12 protein-coding genes are annotated in these 15,999 nt (G+C 70.7%); 6 read left to right on the plus strand and 6 right to left on the minus strand.

All coding sequences use genetic code 11. From position 1 onward, the window contains the following. Nucleotides 1–106: 106 nt before the first annotated feature. The 3 genes from ABT115_RS24830 to ABT115_RS24840 are packed head-to-tail and all read right to left on the minus strand — an operon-like array spanning nucleotide 107 to nucleotide 2,809. Nucleotides 107–868 carry an amino acid ABC transporter ATP-binding protein gene (locus ABT115_RS24830; protein WP_351793798.1) on the minus strand — a complete coding sequence of 254 codons (762 nt, stop codon included), beginning with the start codon at nucleotides 866–868 and terminating at the stop codon, nucleotides 107–109. Further along, nucleotides 865–1,818: an amino acid ABC transporter permease gene (locus ABT115_RS24835; protein WP_351793801.1), complete on the minus strand. Its 954-nt coding sequence runs from the start codon at nucleotides 1,816–1,818 to the stop codon at nucleotides 865–867. Before ABT115_RS24835 ends, ABT115_RS24830 begins: the two co-directional genes overlap by 4 nt. Nucleotides 1,819–1,846: 28 nt before the next feature. Continuing rightward, nucleotides 1,847–2,809, minus strand: a complete 963-nt coding sequence (locus ABT115_RS24840) for an ABC transporter substrate-binding protein (protein WP_351793804.1) — start codon at nucleotides 2,807–2,809, stop codon at nucleotides 1,847–1,849. A 537-nt stretch (nucleotides 2,810–3,346) separates the two neighbouring features. On the opposite strand from ABT115_RS24840, the gene ABT115_RS24845 reads away from it, so the two are divergent. Beyond that, nucleotides 3,347–4,558 carry an NAD(P)-dependent malic enzyme gene (locus tag ABT115_RS24845; protein ID WP_351793806.1) on the plus strand — a complete coding sequence of 404 codons (1,212 nt, stop codon included), beginning with the start codon at nucleotides 3,347–3,349 and terminating at the stop codon, nucleotides 4,556–4,558. A gap of 197 nt (nucleotides 4,559–4,755) precedes the next feature. Then, nucleotides 4,756–5,721, plus strand: coding sequence for a zinc-binding dehydrogenase (locus tag ABT115_RS24850; protein WP_351793809.1), 966 nt, complete (start codon nucleotides 4,756–4,758; stop codon nucleotides 5,719–5,721). Between the two features lie 50 nt (nucleotides 5,722–5,771). Here the strand turns inward: ABT115_RS24850 and ABT115_RS24855 are convergent, their stop codons facing one another. From ABT115_RS24855 to ABT115_RS24865, 3 genes are all read right to left on the minus strand, one after another. Then, entirely contained in the window at nucleotides 5,772–6,767 is a 996-nt protein-coding gene (locus tag ABT115_RS24855; protein ID WP_351793812.1) for a PadR family transcriptional regulator, read from the minus strand. Nucleotide 6,768: 1 nt separating this feature from the next. Next, nucleotides 6,769–7,626, minus strand: coding sequence for a DUF4097 family beta strand repeat-containing protein (locus ABT115_RS24860; RefSeq protein WP_351793815.1), 858 nt, complete (start codon nucleotides 7,624–7,626; stop codon nucleotides 6,769–6,771). Nucleotides 7,627–8,065: 439 nt separating this feature from the next. Further along, the gene (locus tag ABT115_RS24865) at nucleotides 8,066–8,242 is read right to left on the minus strand and encodes a DUF6104 family protein (protein ID WP_097878907.1); all 177 of its coding nucleotides are present in this window, start codon (nucleotides 8,240–8,242) and stop codon (nucleotides 8,066–8,068) included. 211 nt (nucleotides 8,243–8,453) lie between these two features. On the opposite strand from ABT115_RS24865, the gene ABT115_RS24870 reads away from it, so the two are divergent. From ABT115_RS24870 to ABT115_RS24885, 4 genes are all read left to right on the plus strand, one after another. After that, on the plus strand, nucleotides 8,454–9,047 hold the full coding sequence (locus ABT115_RS24870) for a CU044_2847 family protein (protein WP_351793818.1): 594 nt from the start codon (nucleotides 8,454–8,456) through the stop codon (nucleotides 9,045–9,047). Continuing rightward, nucleotides 9,044–11,152 (plus strand): VMAP-C domain-containing protein, encoded by a 2,109-nt coding sequence (locus tag ABT115_RS24875; protein WP_351793820.1) that lies wholly within the window; start codon nucleotides 9,044–9,046, stop codon nucleotides 11,150–11,152. Before ABT115_RS24870 ends, ABT115_RS24875 begins: the two co-directional genes overlap by 4 nt. Nucleotides 11,153–11,246: 94 nt before the next feature. Further along, the gene (locus ABT115_RS24880) at nucleotides 11,247–12,278 is read left to right on the plus strand and encodes an AAA family ATPase (protein WP_351793823.1); all 1,032 of its coding nucleotides are present in this window, start codon (nucleotides 11,247–11,249) and stop codon (nucleotides 12,276–12,278) included. Between the two features lie 7 nt (nucleotides 12,279–12,285). Further along, nucleotides 12,286–15,705 (plus strand): SAV_2336 N-terminal domain-related protein, encoded by a 3,420-nt coding sequence (locus ABT115_RS24885; protein ID WP_351793826.1) that lies wholly within the window; start codon nucleotides 12,286–12,288, stop codon nucleotides 15,703–15,705. Nucleotides 15,706–15,999: the final 294 nt, after the last annotated feature.

Consider the following 15,999-nt stretch of genomic DNA (forward strand, 5'->3'; position numbering starts at 1 on the left):
CGCATTAGCGGAGCCGTAACAGAGGTCGCTGGTCTTGCGGTTGGTGTTGTTGCCGCCGGATGTGTCGTCACGGCCGGACCGGTCCGTACCGCCCTCCTCCTGTGCCTCAGAGCACCTTCGACAGAAACGACTTCGTCCGGTCGTGCCGCGGGTTGGTCAGTACATCGCGCGGGTGGCCCGACTCGACCACCACACCGTCGTCCATGAAGACCAGCGCATCGCCGACCTCACGGGCGAAGCCCATCTCATGGGTCACGACGATCATCGTCATGCCGTCCTCCGCGAGACCGCGCATGACGTCCAGGACATCGCCCACCAGTTCCGGGTCGAGCGCCGACGTCGGCTCGTCGAAGAGCATCAGTTTCGGCTCCATGGCCAGGGCGCGGGCGATGGCCACCCGCTGCTGCTGGCCGCCGGAGAGCTGGGAGGGGTAGTTCTTCGCCTTGTCGGCCAGGCCCACCCGGTCCAGCAGCCGCTCCGCCCGGGCCCGGGCTACGGCCTTCGCCTCGCCCTTGACCTGGACCGGGGCCTCCATGACGTTCTCGATCGCCGTCATGTGCGGGAAGAGGTTGAAGCGTTGGAAGACCATGCCGATGTCCCTGCGCTTCAGGGCGACTTCGCTTTCCTTGAGCTCGTAGAGCTTGTCGCTTTTCTGACGGTAGCCCACCAGATCACCGTCGACGTACAGCCGGCCGGCGTTGATCTGCTCCAGGTGGTTGATGCATCGCAGGAAGGTCGACTTGCCGGAACCGGACGGGCCGATCAGGCAGAAGACCTCACGCGGGGCGACCTCCAGATCGATGCCCTTGAGGATGTGCGCGGCGCCGAAGGACTTGTGGACGCCCTCGGCCTTCACCATGGCGGTCATGCCATGCCTCCCTTCGGGCGGCTCATGGACAGCAGGTTGGCCCTGATCTTCTGCAGCGGGGTGGGCGGCAGGCTGCGGGTCGACCCGCGTGCGTAGTAGCGCTCCAGATAGAACTGGCCGACGCTCAGCACCGAGGTCATGATCAAGTACCAGGCCGCGGCCAGGAAGTACATCTCGACCGGGGCTCCGGACGACTGCCCGATGTCCTGGGCGTACTTGAACAGCTCGTAGAACTGCACGGCCGCCACCAGTGACGTCGTCTTGAGCATGTTGATGACTTCGTTGCCTGTCGGCGGCACGATCACCCGCATGGCCTGCGGGATCACGATGCGCCGCAGGGTCTTGCCGTGGCTCATGCCCAGCGCGTGCGAGGCCTCCGTCTGGCCCTCGTCGACCGAGAGCAGACCCGCACGGCAGATCTCGGCCATGTAGGCGGCCTCGTTGAGACCCAGGCCGAGCAGCGCCGTCAGCAGCGGCGTCATGAAGCTCGACCAGTAGTCCTTGTAGATCGGTCCGAGGTTGATGTACTCGAAGACCAGACCCAGATTGAACCAGACGAACAGCTGGACCAGGACCGGGGTGCCGCGGAAGAACCAGATGTAGAACCAGGCGATCGACGAGGTCACCGGGTTCTTCGACAGCCGCATGACGGCCAGCAGGACGCCGCCGAGGACGCCGATCACCATCGACAGAGCGGTCAGCATCAGGGTCTGGCCGACGCCCTTGATGATGCGGTCGTCGAAGAAGTACTCAGGGACCGCACCCCAGTTGATCCTGCCCTGGCTGAACGCGTAGACGATCGCGGCGAGTGCGGCGATGGCGATGACGGCCGAGACATACCGGCCGTAGTGCCGTACCGGAATGGCTTTGATCGCCTGCGGTCCGGCCGACGGGGTGATGGGGGGTATGGCCGGCTGGTCGGCCGGGTTCGTCTTCTCGATGTCAGTCACAGGAAACGCCTTTCAGCGTCGGTCCTTCTCAGGATCCGCCGTTCACCTTGGCCTCGGTGACCGCGCCGGCCTCCACGCCCCACTTGGCGAGGATCTTCCCGTACTCGCCGCTCTTGATGATCGCGTCCAGGGCCGCCTGAACGGCCTTGACCAGCTGGTCGTTGCCCTTGGCGACGGCGATGCCGTACGGGGCGGCCTCGACCTGCTCGCCGACGATCTGGAAGTCCTTGCCGCCGCCCGAGGTCTTCACTGTGTACGCGGCCACCGGGAAGTCGGAGGAGCCGGCGTCGGCGCCACCGCTTCGCAGCCGGGTCTGGGCCAACAGGTCGTTGTCGAACGTCTCCATGGCGATCTTCTTGCCGCCCGTACACTTCTTCGACTCGGACTTGGCGAGGTCGTGCGAGACGGTGCCGCGCTGGACGACGATCTTCTTGCCGCAGAGGTCCGCCCAGGTCTTGATTCCCTGGTCGTCGCCCTTCCTGGTGTAGATCGAGACACCGGCGGTGAAGTAGTCGACGAAGTCGACACCCTCGCCGACCTTCTTCTTCGTCTCGGAGTCGATGCCCTCCTGGCGGTCCTTGGTGTCGGTCATCGACGACATCGCCAGGTCGTAGCGCTTGGAGCGCAGGCCCGTGATCAGCGTGTCGAACGTGCCGTTCTCGAACTGGAACGTCACGCCGAGTTCCTTGCCGAGCGCGGCGCCGAGGTCGGGGTCGATGCCGACCGTCTGGCCGGACTTGTCCTTGAACTCGACCGGCGGGTAAGCGATGTCCGAACCGACCTTGATGACGCCCTTGTCCTTGATCTCCTGCGGCAGCAGTGCGGCGGCCGCGGAGCTCTCGGTTCCGGTCTTCGTCGAGTCGGAGCTGTTGGATCCGCTCTTGGTCTGGTCGCCACAGGCGGTCAGCACCATGGTGCCGGCGACCGCGATGGCGCCGACCGCTGCAATCCGGGACTTCGCGGCCGTACGACGGGTGGTGCTTGCGGTCATGATCGGGTTTCCTCCGGCAGATGAGCGTGGTGTGCCAGGCGGGTGAGGACATACGACATCGGATGTCGCCGCCCTGCGTGATTACGGCATCTTGCCATTCGGACTTGCTCAAACAGGGTGCCAGTCATGTCAAAATCGGGTAACGGGCGATCCCCGAACCTCAAGGGAACCTCAGGGGCCGCGGCATCTCGGGGCCGGACCATCTGAAGGGGTTTCATTTCCGTGCCGGAGGATCTGTGGCGCGTCTCAACCGGTGGGCGTCATTTCGGTGCTTGGCGGACTTGTCCAGATATACGACTATGAGTCGCGTCACCGCGTCGGTATGGACTCGTCCGTAACGCGGTCCGTCCGGTAAGAAAGACCTTTACACCCCTCATCCGGGGCTCAGGGCGCGTGTGCGGCGCGCCCGCGCGTATGTATCTCCCCCTGCCAGGGCGGGCCAACCGCCCCGCGCAGGGAACGTACGCGGTGCCCGCCCACCCCTCCTCAACCAGGAGTGGCCACCCTCAAACGATGAAGAATTAAGGGGTCAACACCATGGCAGCGGAGATCGTCAATCCTCGCAGCGACAGCACAACTGACAGCACAACAGAAGAGCCGTTCGATCCGGCCTTCGCGCTCCACCGCGGCGGCAAGATGGCCGTGCGGGCCACCGTGCCCCTCCGTGACAAGGACGACCTTTCCCTCGCGTACACGCCCGGCGTCGCCAAGGTGTGCAGCGCCATCGCCGAGAATCCCGAGCTGGTCCACGACTACACCTGGAAGTCACAGGTCGTCGCGGTCGTGACGGACGGCACCGCGGTGCTTGGCCTCGGTGACATCGGTCCCGAGGCGTCCCTCCCCGTGATGGAGGGCAAGGCGATCCTGTTCAAGCAGTTCGGCGGAGTCGATGCGGTCCCGATCGCGCTCGCGACCACCGACGCGGACGAGATCGTCGAGACGGTCGTCCGGCTCGCGCCGTCCTTCGGCGGCGTGAACCTGGAGGACATCTCGGCACCGCGCTGCTTCGAGATCGAGCGCAAGCTGCAGGAGCGGCTCGACATTCCGGTCTTCCACGACGACCAGCACGGCACCGCCGTCGTGACGCTCGCGGCCCTGCGCAACGCCGCGAAGCTGTCCGGCCGGAGCCTCGGCGAGCTGCGCGGTGTCATCTCCGGCGCCGGTGCCGCCGGGGTGGCGATCGCCAAGTTCCTGCTGGAGGCGGGGCTCGGCGATGTCGCCGTGGCCGACCGCAAGGGCATCGTCAGCCGGGACCGCGAGGACCTGACGGACGTCAAGCGCGAGCTCGCCGAGATCACGAACCGGGCCGGGATCTCCGGTCCGCTGGAGAGCGCGCTGGCCGACGCGGACGTCTTCATCGGGGTCTCCGGCGGTACGGTGCCCGAGGCTGCCGTCGCCTCGATGGCGCCCGGTGCGTTCGTCTTCGCCATGGCCAATCCGAACCCCGAGGTCCACCCCGACATCGCGCACAAGTACGCGGCCGTCGTGGCCACCGGGCGTTCCGACTACCCGAACCAGATCAACAACGTGCTGGCCTTCCCCGGCATCTTCGCGGGCGCCCTTCAGGTCCGGGCCTCCCGGATCACCGAGGGCATGAAGATCGCCGCGGCGAATGCGCTGGCGGATGTCGTGGGCGATGAGCTCGCGGCGGACTACGTGATTCCGTCGCCGTTCGACGAGCGGGTGGCTCCGGCGGTGACGGCCGCTGTGGCCGCGGCGGCGCGGGCGGAGGGCGTGGCTCGGCGCTGAGGTCCGGGGCGGGGCGGGGCGCGGGTTCCCGGGTGTGGGGTGCGCCTGCGGCGGGCTTGTTCCCCACCCCGCCCCTTGCCGTAACCGGGGCTCCGCCCCTGGCTCCTCAATCGCCGGTGGGGCTGCTCCCGCCACGCGGTGCGCGTCACACCCGTAGCCGGTTACACCGGCCCGCGCCCCGGCCTATCGTCGAGGCCATGTTCGCCGCCTACGCATCCCGCATCGACCGCGACCACCCCCTCAACGGCCTTGAGCTGGGCGAACGCCCGGCCCCCGAGGCACGTCCCGGCTGGAGCACCATCACTGTCCGGGCCGCCTCGCTCAACCATCACGATCTCTGGTCCCTGCGCGGCGTCGGTCTCACCGAGGACAAGCTGCCGATGATTCTCGGCTGCGATGCCGCAGGGATCGACGAGGACGGCAACGAGGTCGTCCTGCACTCCGTCATCGGCCAGACCGGGCACGGCGTCGGCCCGGAGGAACCCCGCTCCATCCTCACCGAGCGCTACCAGGGCACCTTCGCCGAGCAGGTCACCGTCCCCAGCTGGAACGTGCTGCCCAAGCCGAAGGAGCTCACCTTCGAGCAGGCCGCCTGTCTGCCCACCGCCTGGCTCACCGCGTACCGGATGCTCTTCACCAACGCCGGGGTGCGTCCCGGCGATTCCGTTCTCGTCCAGGGCGCGGGCGGCGGCGTCGCCACCGCCGCGATCGTGCTCGGCCGGGCGGCCGGGCTGCGGATCTACGCCACCAGCCGGGACGAGGCCAAGCGCAAAAGGGCCGTCGAACTCGGTGCGATCGAGGCGTACGAGCCGGGCGCGCGGCTGCCGCAGCGTGTCGACGCCGTCATCGAGACCGTCGGCGCCGCAACCTGGTCCCACTCGGTGAAGTCGCTGCGGCCCGGCGGCACGCTCGTCATCTCCGGTGCGACCAGCGGCGACCGACCCTCGCACGCCGAGCTGACCCGGATCTTCTTCCTGGAGCTGAAGGTCGTCGGTTCGACGATGGGGTCCAAGGACGAGCTGGAGGACCTGCTGGCGTTCTGCGCGACAACCGGAGTGCGGCCCGTCATCGACGAGGTGCTGCCGCTGGACCGGGCCCGCGAGGGGTTCGAGCGGCTGGCCTCGGGCGGCCAGTTCGGAAAGATCGTACTCACCGCTTCCTGACGCGCTCTCCGCGGTGCGTCAGTTCGGCTGTTGACTCCGGACGCTCACTTTCACCCGTCGGTGCGCTCGGCGTCGGTGTCCTTCCGCAGCAACGCCCCGATTTGGGCCGCCGCCGTCGACAGATGGCGGCGGGCCTCCGTCAGCTGGGCCTCCGTGACGCCCCGGTCCCGGGCCGCGTCGCGGATGTCGTCGCGGAAGCGGTCGAGCAGGCGGTCCAGATCGCGGGCCGGGTCGCCGGTTCCCGCGGTGTCCTTGCCCCATTCCGGGGCGGCGTCGGCGGGCTCGGGCTTGACGTACGGGGGCCAGCTGCCCGTCCTCGCGAAGCTGCCCAGCTGGCCGGTGATCTCGGCCAGACCCTCCCGTACGCCCGAGGGCCAGTCGCCCCGCGCGAAGTGCTCCTGGACCTGGCGGGCGGCGTTCTGCATCTGCTCGCGCGCCCTGTCCTGGGCCTCCTTGGCCTGGCGACGGGCCTGCTGGGCATCCTCGCGGGCGCGGCGGGACTCGTCCTTCGCCCGGCGGGCCTGCTCCTTCCACTCCTGCTTGGCCTTGCGCAGCTCCTCCTCCGCGGCACGCCACGCCTCCTTGCCGGCGAGGTCGCCGAGGTCGCCGAGGGCGGACCTCCAGTCGCTCTTGCCCCCGGTGGGGCCGGCGGAGGTGTGCCTGGTCTCGTGCGCCGCGGCCCGCATCTCGCTGCGCAGCTTGCCGGCGGCGCCGCGTACGTCGTCCCGGATCTCGGCGGCCAGTTCGGAGACGGAGTCCCTGATCTCCTGTTCCAGATCGGCCAGTTCTCCTGTGCGGCCGGCCAGCTCGGCGCGGCCCGCGTCGGTGATCGAGTAGACCTTGCGGCCCCCCTCGGTGGCATGGGTGACGAGACCTTCGGCCTCCAGCTTGGCGAGGCGCGGATAGACCGTGCCCGCCGAGGGCGCGTACAGCCCCTGGAAGCGTTCCTCCAGGAGCCGGATCACCTCGTAGCCATGGCGAGGGGCCTCGTCGAGCAGTTTCAGCAGATAGAGGCGGAGGCGGCCGTGGGCGAATACAGGGGGCATGTCAGAGCACCTTTCCGGTCGGCTCGGCATCGTACGGATCGTCTTCGGCCGGCGGGCGGCGCAGCAGGGCGATCGATCCCGAGACGGTCGTCGCCCTCAGCTTCCCGGTCCCGGCGCCGAGCGTGCCGGTGATCTTCTTCGCCCCCCACTGGCCGCTGACCCGCAGATCCTCGAAGCCGTTGGAGACGGCGCCGCTCGCGGTGTTCGCCTCGACCGTCGCGTCCGCCGGGTGCGGCAGCCGGATGGCGACCTCGCCGGACACCGTGGCCAGCCGGATGTCCGTGGGCTTCCCGGTCAGGTCCAGGTCCAGCATCATGTTGCCGCTGACCGAGTCCGCACGTACCGAGGCCCCGGCGCCCTCGACGACCGTCAGATCGCCCGAGACCGTCTGGAAGCGCAGCTCACCGGCGACCGACTGGGCCTCCACGCTGCCGGAAACGGTCTCGGCCCGGACCGGGCCTGCGAGCCCGACGAGCGTGGTGTCGCCGCTGACGCCCCGTACGTCCGTACGCCCGCGGATCCCGGATACGACGGCTCCGGCGCCGACCACACCCACTTCCACCGCCGACCCGGCCGGCACGGCGAGCGAGACGACCGCGCTGCGGCGCCAGCCCTTGGGGTCGAACCACTTGAGGAAGTCGTTCCACGGCAGGCCCTCGTACGCGACCGTGAGGGCACCGCCCTCCCGGGTCACGATCAGCGGCGGGCCCTCGATCGCGGAGATCTCCAGCCGGGCGGTCGGCTCCTCGGTGCCGACGACATTGACGGTCCCCCCGACGATGCGCACATTGAGCGACGTCACGGGGTCGTCGAAGGTCAGCTTCTGGGGCTCGGCGATGGCCCATGTCGACACAGGCATGGATCTGGCCTCCCGGGGAACGCGGAATGACGCAACATATCGCGTCTCTTGTCGAAGACGATATATCGCGGATCGATGAAGTCAAGGGGAGGTGCGGGCGCAGGGGGAGGTGGAGGAGTGCGTCGCGACGCCCATTGTTTGATCAAAGGATGCCAAATATGGGCAAATTGCCCGGCCGTGTGAACCAATTGCCCGGCCGTGTGGGCTGTGAATGCGACATCCGCTGTGGGGGGCGCTGCGCTGCTGCGCCGTGCCGAAACCGAGACCATACGGCAAGTGGCGGCTGCGCTGCCGCTCGCTCTCCGGGGGACGAACCGCCGCAGCGGCGGCTGGGTCTTGGCGAGGGGGCTGTTGATGACGAACGGGGCGCTCGGCCTCGTGCACGACCGTTCAGGGCCGAGGGCCCGATGGCATCGGGCCGGTCCAGCTACTCGTCCTCCTACTCGTCCTCGTCGTCGAGGCGGGCCAGCCAGGTGGCGAGGCGCTCGACCGGCACCTCGAAATCGGGATTGAGATCGACGAACGTACGCAGCTGCTCGGCGAGCCACTCGAAAGTGACCTCTTCCTCGCCTCGCCGCTTCTCCAGTTCCTCGATACCTCGGTCAGTGAAATACATGCGGCAAGCCTAACGGCCTGATCCGCACTCTTTATCGTGCACCAGGCCGTAATGCCTGGTGACAGCCCTGCGAAGGTCGGGAGTACGTCCCCGGCAGCCGCGCGAGCCCGCCGAGAACCGGCCCGCGGCACGCCGGCGTCATGGTCCGCGCATCTCGCATCGGCAGCGTACTGCCGTTAGCCTGCGGGTAGTTGGGGGAACGGGGGGTTTCATGGGTGACAGCGGGGCTCGTATCACGCGCATCGAGATGCCGGACGGCACACCGGTCTGGGCGCGGATCTCCGGGGCGGAGGAGCTGGCGAAGCCCGCCCGGGGGCCGGCATTCACGGACATCGGCTACGGGGACTTCGCCGAGCAGGTGCAGGCCCGGGTCGAGAGCCTCCAGGCCGTCGTGACCAGCGTCGCGCGTTCGCTCGCCGAGCCGTTGCGGGCGGTGCGGCCCGACGAGGTCAGCGTCGAATTCGGCATCGAGCTGACCGCGAAGGCGGGCAAGGTCGTCGGCCTCCTCGCGGACGGCGAGGCCAAGGGCGGCATCAAGGTCACGCTGACGTGGAGCGGTGGCGGTCCGCCCGCCGATCCGACGATCCCGGCGCAGACAGGGGCGCGTGGGGTGGGGCAGCCGCCACCGCACCCCGTACCGCCCATGCCGCCCCCGCCCTCCTCGCCGCCCGGACATCCGCCGGCGCCCACGGCACCACCGGCGGCGGCCCGGGGCGCATCCGCGGGAAATCCGGGTGCCGGGGCATCCACCGGCGCACCGGCGCATCCGGACGGTGCCGGGCCGGACGCCGGAAGCCCGTCATGACCCAGCCGCCGGGCAGGGGCGCAGGGGGTGGCTCGGAGAGTACGTACCGCGCGCTGGCGGGCCTCGTGATGGCGGCGACCGTACGCATCCATCGCCCTGAGCCCGGGTATGCCCCTGACGGATCCGACATCGGCTTCCTGGGGAGCGGCTTCTTCATAGCCCCGAGCTGGGTCCTCACGTGCGCGCACGTGGCGATGGAGGGGGAGGGGCGTCACGTGAACGTGGTCTTCAAGCCGGACCGGGGCAGCGCCGAGACCGCGGTCGAGGGCGCCGTGGTCGCCGCCCTGCCCGAGAGCCGTCGTGCCACCGCCGGGCTGGGAGGTGCGCGGTTCGCGGCGCCTTCGGGCGGCTGGCCGGCCCCCGACCTCGCGCTCATCCGGCTGCTGCGGCCCGTCGAGCACCCCTGTGTGTACGTCACCGAGCGCCCGGCGGGCATGTTCGGCGGCGGCTCGGTCCTCTACACGGGCTGGACCGACGGCGGGTCGGGGCAGCTGACCCGGTTCAGCGGGCGATGCCAGGTGATGGGCACCTTCGGCGACTGGGCCGAGGACGACGAACAGATGCGGCTCGACGGCGACCGGATGTATCCGGGCCTGTCCGGCGGCCCCGTGGTGGACCTGGCCCGCGGCGAGGTCGTCGGCGTACTCAAGTCGCGCTCCGACGGCACGACCGGCGGGACCTCGATCGGCGTCGAGCGGCTGCGTACGCTGCCGGTGCCGCCCGGGGCGGTCGCCGCCGAGTCCGACGACCCCTATCAGGCGGTGTTCCACGCCCACGACCGCTACCACGCCGACCGGCACACCAGCCCGGTCGGCACCGAGCGGACCTGGGCCGATCTCCAGCGCGAACTGGGTGCCGGGGCGGGGCTCGCCCTCAGCCCTCAGCAACGTGTCGACCTGCTGGGCCGGCTCGCCGAACTCCCGCCCCCGCTCAGCACCCGCAGCCTCCTCGACCTCCTGGACCGGCTGCCGGACACCCACCCGACCGAGCACCACGCGGCCCCGCGCGGCTGGCGCGACGGACTGGGGACGCTGTACGACGCCCCCGGTGGCGACAACGCACTGGAACTGATCCTGCGCTACTGCATGAGCGCCATCTCCGCCGAACGTCCCTACGTGCTGCCGTCCACCCAACTCGCCGAGGCAGCCCTGTGGGAATGGGTGAAGCGGATGGCCGAGGACCGGCTCTCCCGCAAGTTCCGTCATGAGCTTGCCGGGCTCCGGCACAACGGCCGGCACGCCCCGGTCCTCGAGCATCTGCGAACCCCGTCGCCGACGCTCGAACCGAACGGGACGCGCAGTGCCCCGTTCGTACTGCTGGCGCTGGAGCCGCGCGGTTGGGAACGGGACCACTACGACTGGCGGATCGGCGTCGCCCAGCACGACGGGGACGTCCTGCCCGTCGCCGAGAACAGCCGGGGTACCGCACAGGACGCCCTCCCGGCCCGGCTCGCGGGCCCGCTGGCGGAGGCGTTCCGGAGGTGCGACGAACCCGACGAACCCGCCGTGCTCCAGGTCGCCGTACCCCAGGACCTCATGGACCTGGAGGTCGACGGATGGCGGGTGCCGCCCGACGGGCGGCCGCTCGGAGTGCTGCGCCCCGTGGTCATCCGCCGCCTGGACCGTCCGCTCCTGGCCGATGACGGGATCGACGAGCGTGCGGCGCGCTGGAACCGGACCATGACCGCCGTGATGCGGGCCGCCGTCGTCGACTGCGAGGACGGAATGCGGGTGCCCGTACCCGGGGTGGAGGAGCTGCGGGGACTGGCGTACGAGACCGTCCCGGTGCTCTGCCGTTACGGCGACCGGGCCCACCCGGAGGCCGCGGCCGGTCTCGGGCGGGTGTTCGACGGGGGGTTCGGGGTGGCCCTGTGGCAGCGCCGGGCGGCCGAACCGGCCGCGGTCTGCACGGAATTCCACCGGCGCGCCGCCGATTCGGTTGCCGAGGCCCGAACCGCTGTTCAACTCCCGGAAAAGGTCCATGAGTTGAGGCGGGGGGTGCATGCGGGCCGCGCAGAGATGTTCTGGTCGCACAGCGTCGCCCTGTACTACGACGATCCGCACCATCAACTGCCCGGCTCCGGGCAGTTCCTGGAGGCGCCGTGAACGACCGGGCCCTTACGGGGTGCACGCCGGATCGCTACCGTGATGGATGTTCGACTGCTGCCCCTGGCGGACGAGTGACGACGAGGAACACGCTATGAGCGAACCCAGCGAGTGGCTCATCTACCGAGGGGCCGGCGAACCGCACGAAGGCATCGAGCAGCTCCCGCCCCCACCGCCCTGGCGGGACTTCGGCGGCCGCGGCGCCCCGGCCCCCGACGAGCAGGACGGGGACCGATCCGCCGACCGCCGCCTCGGCGGCTACCGGCACATCGCCGAACTCCACCGGCCGGGCGCCGAAGAGCTCGAAATGATCAATGCCGCGCTCTATCTGCGGCGTCCGCTGCTGGTCACCGGCAGCCCCGGCGCCGGAAAGAGCACGCTGGCCCACTCCGTCGCCCATGAGCTCGGGCTCGGCAGGGTCCTGCGCTGGCCCATCGTCAGCCGCTCGACGCTCCAGGACGGCCTCTACCACTACGACGCGATCGCCCGGCTCCAGGACGTACAGATCGCCGCGCACAGTACGGCGGCCGGGGCGGCCGGCGCCGAATCGGCGCAGAGCGTCGGCAGCTACATCCGGCTCGGGCCGCTCGGCACCGCGTTGCTGCCCTCGGACCGGCCGCGCGTACTGCTCATCGACGAGCTCGACAAGAGCGACATCGATCTGCCGAACGACCTGCTCAACGTGCTGGAGGAGGGCGAGTTCGCCATCCGTGAGCTGGAGCGGATCGCCGACCGGCTGCCTGACGGCGAGGCGGAGGTCCTCGACGACGACGGCAACAAGGTGAAGGTGAAGGGCGGCAGGGTGCAGTGCCGCTCCTTCCCGTTCGTGGTGCTCACCAGCAACGGCGAGCGGGACTTTCCGGCGCCCCTGATGCGCCGCTGCATCCACCTGGAGCTCGGACGCCCCGACCACCAGCGGCTCGCGACCTTCGTACGCGCCCACCTCGGCGACGAGGCGGCACGCTCCGGTGACGATCTCATCGCCCACTTCCTGGAGCGCTCGCGCAGTGAACTCCTCGCCACCGACCAGCTGTTGAACGCGATCTATCTCACCGATGCCGCCGCTCCGGCCGGCCGCGACCGCCTCGCAGACCTGCTCATCCAGCGACTCGACCGGCCGAGGTGATGCGCTGATGGCCGACGGCAAGGCACGGCACGGACCGGGTGAGGGACGCAGCCCCGACGACGGAGGCCTGCTGTCCGCATTCGTCGCACGGTTGCGTGAGGCCGGGCTCGACCCCGACGCCGAGCAACTCTGCGACGCCCTCTGGCTGGCCCGCTGGACCCGCCACCCTGACGCGCCGGACGACGAGAGCGACGCGCCCACGCCGCCTCGGCCCGCCGGCCTGGCCCAGCAGGACCCGGAGGCCGGGCGCCCCGCCCCGCCGGTGAACGGACGGGAGGAAGCCCCGGATCCCGCACCGGACGACGACGAGCCTGTGGAGCAGCGGCACCCCGGCGACGCCGACCGGCGGATCGCCCTCCATCCCGCGCCCCGCTCCGCGCCGCCCGGCGACCCCCGCCCGGGCGGGCGCGGACAGAGCTCCGTCAGCGGCGGCCGGGCGAGAGCGCTCACCCTCGGCGTACCCGCCGCCCCCGCCCTCCCCGCGCCGCTCGAACTCCAGCGAGCTCTACGCCCGTTGCAGCGCTACCACCCGGCCGCGCCCCCGCTGCGCCGCACCCTCGACGAGACGGCGACCGCGGAGCTCAGCGCCCGGGCCGGCGGGTTGATCATTCCGGTGTTCCGCGGCGCGTCCCGGGGCGAGGCGTTGCTGCAGTGCGTCATGGACGCCTCGTCCTCGATGCTGGTGTGGGACCGGATGTTCGGCGAACTTCAGCAGATTTTCGGTCAGTTGGGTGCGTTCCGGGATGTCCAGGTGCGCTATCTGCACCAGGGACCCGACGGTGCGGCCGCGGTGAGTCGCAGCCCCGATCCGGCCGCCGCACCGCTGAACTCCGCGGACCGGCTGAGCGATCCGACCGGCCGCCGGGTCACCGTCCTCGTCAGCGACTGCGCCGGACCGCTCTGGCACAGCGGCCGGGCCCACCGACTGCTGCACCAGCTGGCCGGACAGGCCCCGGCCGCCGTGCTCCAGCCCCTGCCGCAGCGCATGTGGAACCGCACCAGGCTGCCGGTCACCTACGGTTCGCTGTCCCGGGGCGACGGGCCCGGCGGAGCCGCCGTGCTGAAGGTCACGGAGCACGCCGGAACAGGGCCCGCCGTGCACCCGGGAGCCCTCGCGATTCCCGTACTCCCGCCGGTGGAAGGCGCGTTGGCGGCCTGGGCAAGGCTGCTCTCCGGCACCGGAGCGGGACAGATCTCCGGAGCCGTCGGCTGGGTGCGGGCCGATCAGCCCGCGGCGGCCGCACAGCGTCCCGGCGATGGGCTGTCCTCACTCCAACTGGTCAGCCGCTTCCGGTCCGCCGCCTCCCCGGTCGCCGGACAGCTGGCCGTCTACCTCGCGGCGGCCCCGCTGTATCTGCCCGTGATGCAGCTGGTGCAGCGCACGATGCTGCCCCACTCCGGGCCGTCGGAACTCGCCGAGGTGCTGTTGAGCGGTCTGCTGGCACGGAGCAGGCCCGAGGGCGGCGGTGCGGACGGCGGCCAGTGGTACGAGTTCGCGCCCGGCGTCCGGGAAGCGCTGCTCGGTCCGCTGGGCCGGGACGAGGCGCTGCTCGTACTCAAGCACTGCTCGCAGTACATCGAACAACGGTTCGGGAAGGGTGGGCCGAACTTCCCGGCCCTCGCCTTCGCCCAGCTCGGCGAGGGCAGATACGGATCGGCGCGGTCCACCCACACCGCGGACACCGCGGAGAAGGGCACGCTCGACGGGGAGATCGAAGAGGGTGACGAGAACGGGGAGAGCGGCGCAAGCGGCGGGTCGCGCGTCCCCCATCCCTTCGCCGAGGTCGCGGTCCGTGTGCTGGAGCGTTTCATGCCCCTGCCCGAGCAGTTCGTCATCCAGACCGACCAGGACGGCTACCGGAGCCCCGTTCAGACGCCGAACGCGGCGGTGGAGAGCGCCCGCGTCCTCCTGCGGCACTTCGAATCGGACAGCATGGTGCAGTACCTGATCGACGCCGTGCAGCTGCTTCGGGGTGCCACCGAGCGCGAGGAGCGGCCGGGCGCCGACCCCGAGCTGTGGGCGGAGTACTCGCGCTGTGTCCTGCGGCTGTGGGAGGTCCAGGGCGACGCCGAGCTGCTCCGCGAGGCCGAGTACGCCGCCGAACGGGCCGCTGCGCACCCCGGCGCGGCACGCGAACGGGCAGTACTGGCCAAGGTGCTGCACGCCGCGGCCGACGACCGGCGGCGGCGCGGCGACCGGCGCGGCGCACTGGAACTGCTGCGGCGCGCCGACCGCGAGTACACGGCCGCCTGCTCGGACCCCGGTCTGGAACCCGCTGAGGCCCTCCGGCTCACGCTGGAGCGGGTCCGGGCCCTGGAGGCGCAGTGGCGGCTCGACGGCGACACCGCCCTGCTGCAGGCCGCGTACGGCATGCTGGAGGCATTCGCCGATGTCTGGCCCGACCAGGAGAACCGGCCCGCCGCCCTGCCGCTGGCACACGGCCGGACCCTGCTGAGACTGGCGGGGGCCACCGCCGACACCGAGCAGTCCCGGATGTACGCCGGACAGGCGGCGCGCTCCTTACGCGCGGCGTTCGAGCAGGGCGACGGCAGGCACACCACGGGAACCGAGGTGCGCGTCCTGCTGGATCTGGTGGACGCCCTGCTCGCCTCCGGTGAGGAGCCGGACGAGGCGGGCGTGCTGATCGAGCAGGCCCTGGAGACCGTGCGGGAACAGCGGCTGCGCGCCCTGCTCCGGACCCGGGCCGCCCGAGTCCGTGTCGCCCGTTACGAACACACCGGGAATCCGGATGAACTCGTCCAAGCGGCCGACTGGTTCGCCCGCGCCGCGCGCGGCGTCCCGCGCGACTCGAAGGCCCACGCCGATCTGCTCGCCGAATGGGGTGGCACCCTGCTGCGCCGCGCTCAACTGCCCGACGGACGCGCGCATATCGGCGCTGCGGTACGGGTGCTGCGCGACTGCCGTACGGAGACGGCGGCGGGCGGCGCGCGCCAGGCCGAGCGGCTGCTGATGCTGGGGCGGGCGCTGATGCTGCGGCACCGGGCCACCGAGGACCGGGTCGATCTGCGGGAGGCCGAGCATCTCTTCGGGCTTGCGGCCCAGGAGGCGGCCCACCCGCTGACCGCGGCGCGCTGCTGGCTGGAACTGGGCCAGTCCCACCTCGACGCCTCCCGGGTGCTGCAACGTCCGGCCCGGCTCGACGACGCGGCCGAGGCGTTCCGGGACGCGGCCGATGAGGCCGGTACGGCGGAAGCGGAGTTGGAGAGTCCACAACAGGTCCGAGAGGCAGTCGAGTTGGGCGCTACAGCCAACCATTGGCGGGGTATGACATACGAGAGGGCGGGACGTCCCCGGGCCGCACGCGAGGCGTACCGGGCGGCCCGCCAGAAATGGCGCGAACTGCCGGACGGCGGCGGCGCGGCGGGCGAGTCGACCGCCGAACGGCTGGCCGAGCTGGAGCGCTGAGAGGCTGTCGGGTGGCCTCCGATCGGAAATCGTGCGTGCCAGGGCGTGGCCGCCCGGTCAGGCGGCACCCGACAGCCTCTGGGCGCGGGGCAGCGAGCGTTCGGGTCCGATGCGGTAGTGACGACCTCGCCCACGATTGGCAGTGGGAGAAGGAGCGGTGTCTGGGGCCTTCGAATCCAAGGCGGAGGAGGGAGTGATGGCGGAGCCATCGCGACTGACGACAACGCGGGAGGCGGAGGTCCCAGACGCTGCGACGCCGCTGCCAATCGTGGGTGAGGTCGTAAGCGTTACGAG

It is taken from the genome of Streptomyces sp. NPDC001832, assembly GCF_040297265.1.
Lineage (GTDB): Bacteria > Actinomycetota > Actinomycetes > Streptomycetales > Streptomycetaceae > Streptomyces.

What these genes read in the sequence shown, in the direction of transcription:
- ABT115_RS24840 (WP_351793804.1), bottom strand. Translation starts at nt 2,809, where the DNA reads ATGACCGCAAGCACCACCCGTCGTACGGCCGCGAAGTCCCGGATTGCA.
- ABT115_RS24830 (WP_351793798.1), bottom strand. Translation starts at nt 868, where the DNA reads ATGACCGCCATGGTGAAGGCCGAGGGCGTCCACAAGTCCTTCGGCGCC.
- ABT115_RS24855 (WP_351793812.1), bottom strand. Translation starts at nt 6,767, where the DNA reads ATGCCCCCTGTATTCGCCCACGGCCGCCTCCGCCTCTATCTGCTGAAA.
- ABT115_RS24865 (WP_097878907.1), bottom strand. Translation starts at nt 8,242, where the DNA reads ATGTATTTCACTGACCGAGGTATCGAGGAACTGGAGAAGCGGCGAGGC.
- ABT115_RS24885 (WP_351793826.1), top strand. Translation starts at nt 12,286, where the DNA reads ATGGCCGACGGCAAGGCACGGCACGGACCGGGTGAGGGACGCAGCCCC.
- ABT115_RS24850 (WP_351793809.1), top strand. Translation starts at nt 4,756, where the DNA reads ATGTTCGCCGCCTACGCATCCCGCATCGACCGCGACCACCCCCTCAAC.
- ABT115_RS24875 (WP_351793820.1), top strand. Translation starts at nt 9,044, where the DNA reads ATGACCCAGCCGCCGGGCAGGGGCGCAGGGGGTGGCTCGGAGAGTACG.
- ABT115_RS24880 (WP_351793823.1), top strand. Translation starts at nt 11,247, where the DNA reads ATGAGCGAACCCAGCGAGTGGCTCATCTACCGAGGGGCCGGCGAACCG.
- ABT115_RS24845 (WP_351793806.1), top strand. Translation starts at nt 3,347, where the DNA reads ATGGCAGCGGAGATCGTCAATCCTCGCAGCGACAGCACAACTGACAGC.
- ABT115_RS24860 (WP_351793815.1), bottom strand. Translation starts at nt 7,626, where the DNA reads ATGCCTGTGTCGACATGGGCCATCGCCGAGCCCCAGAAGCTGACCTTC.
- ABT115_RS24870 (WP_351793818.1), top strand. Translation starts at nt 8,454, where the DNA reads ATGGGTGACAGCGGGGCTCGTATCACGCGCATCGAGATGCCGGACGGC.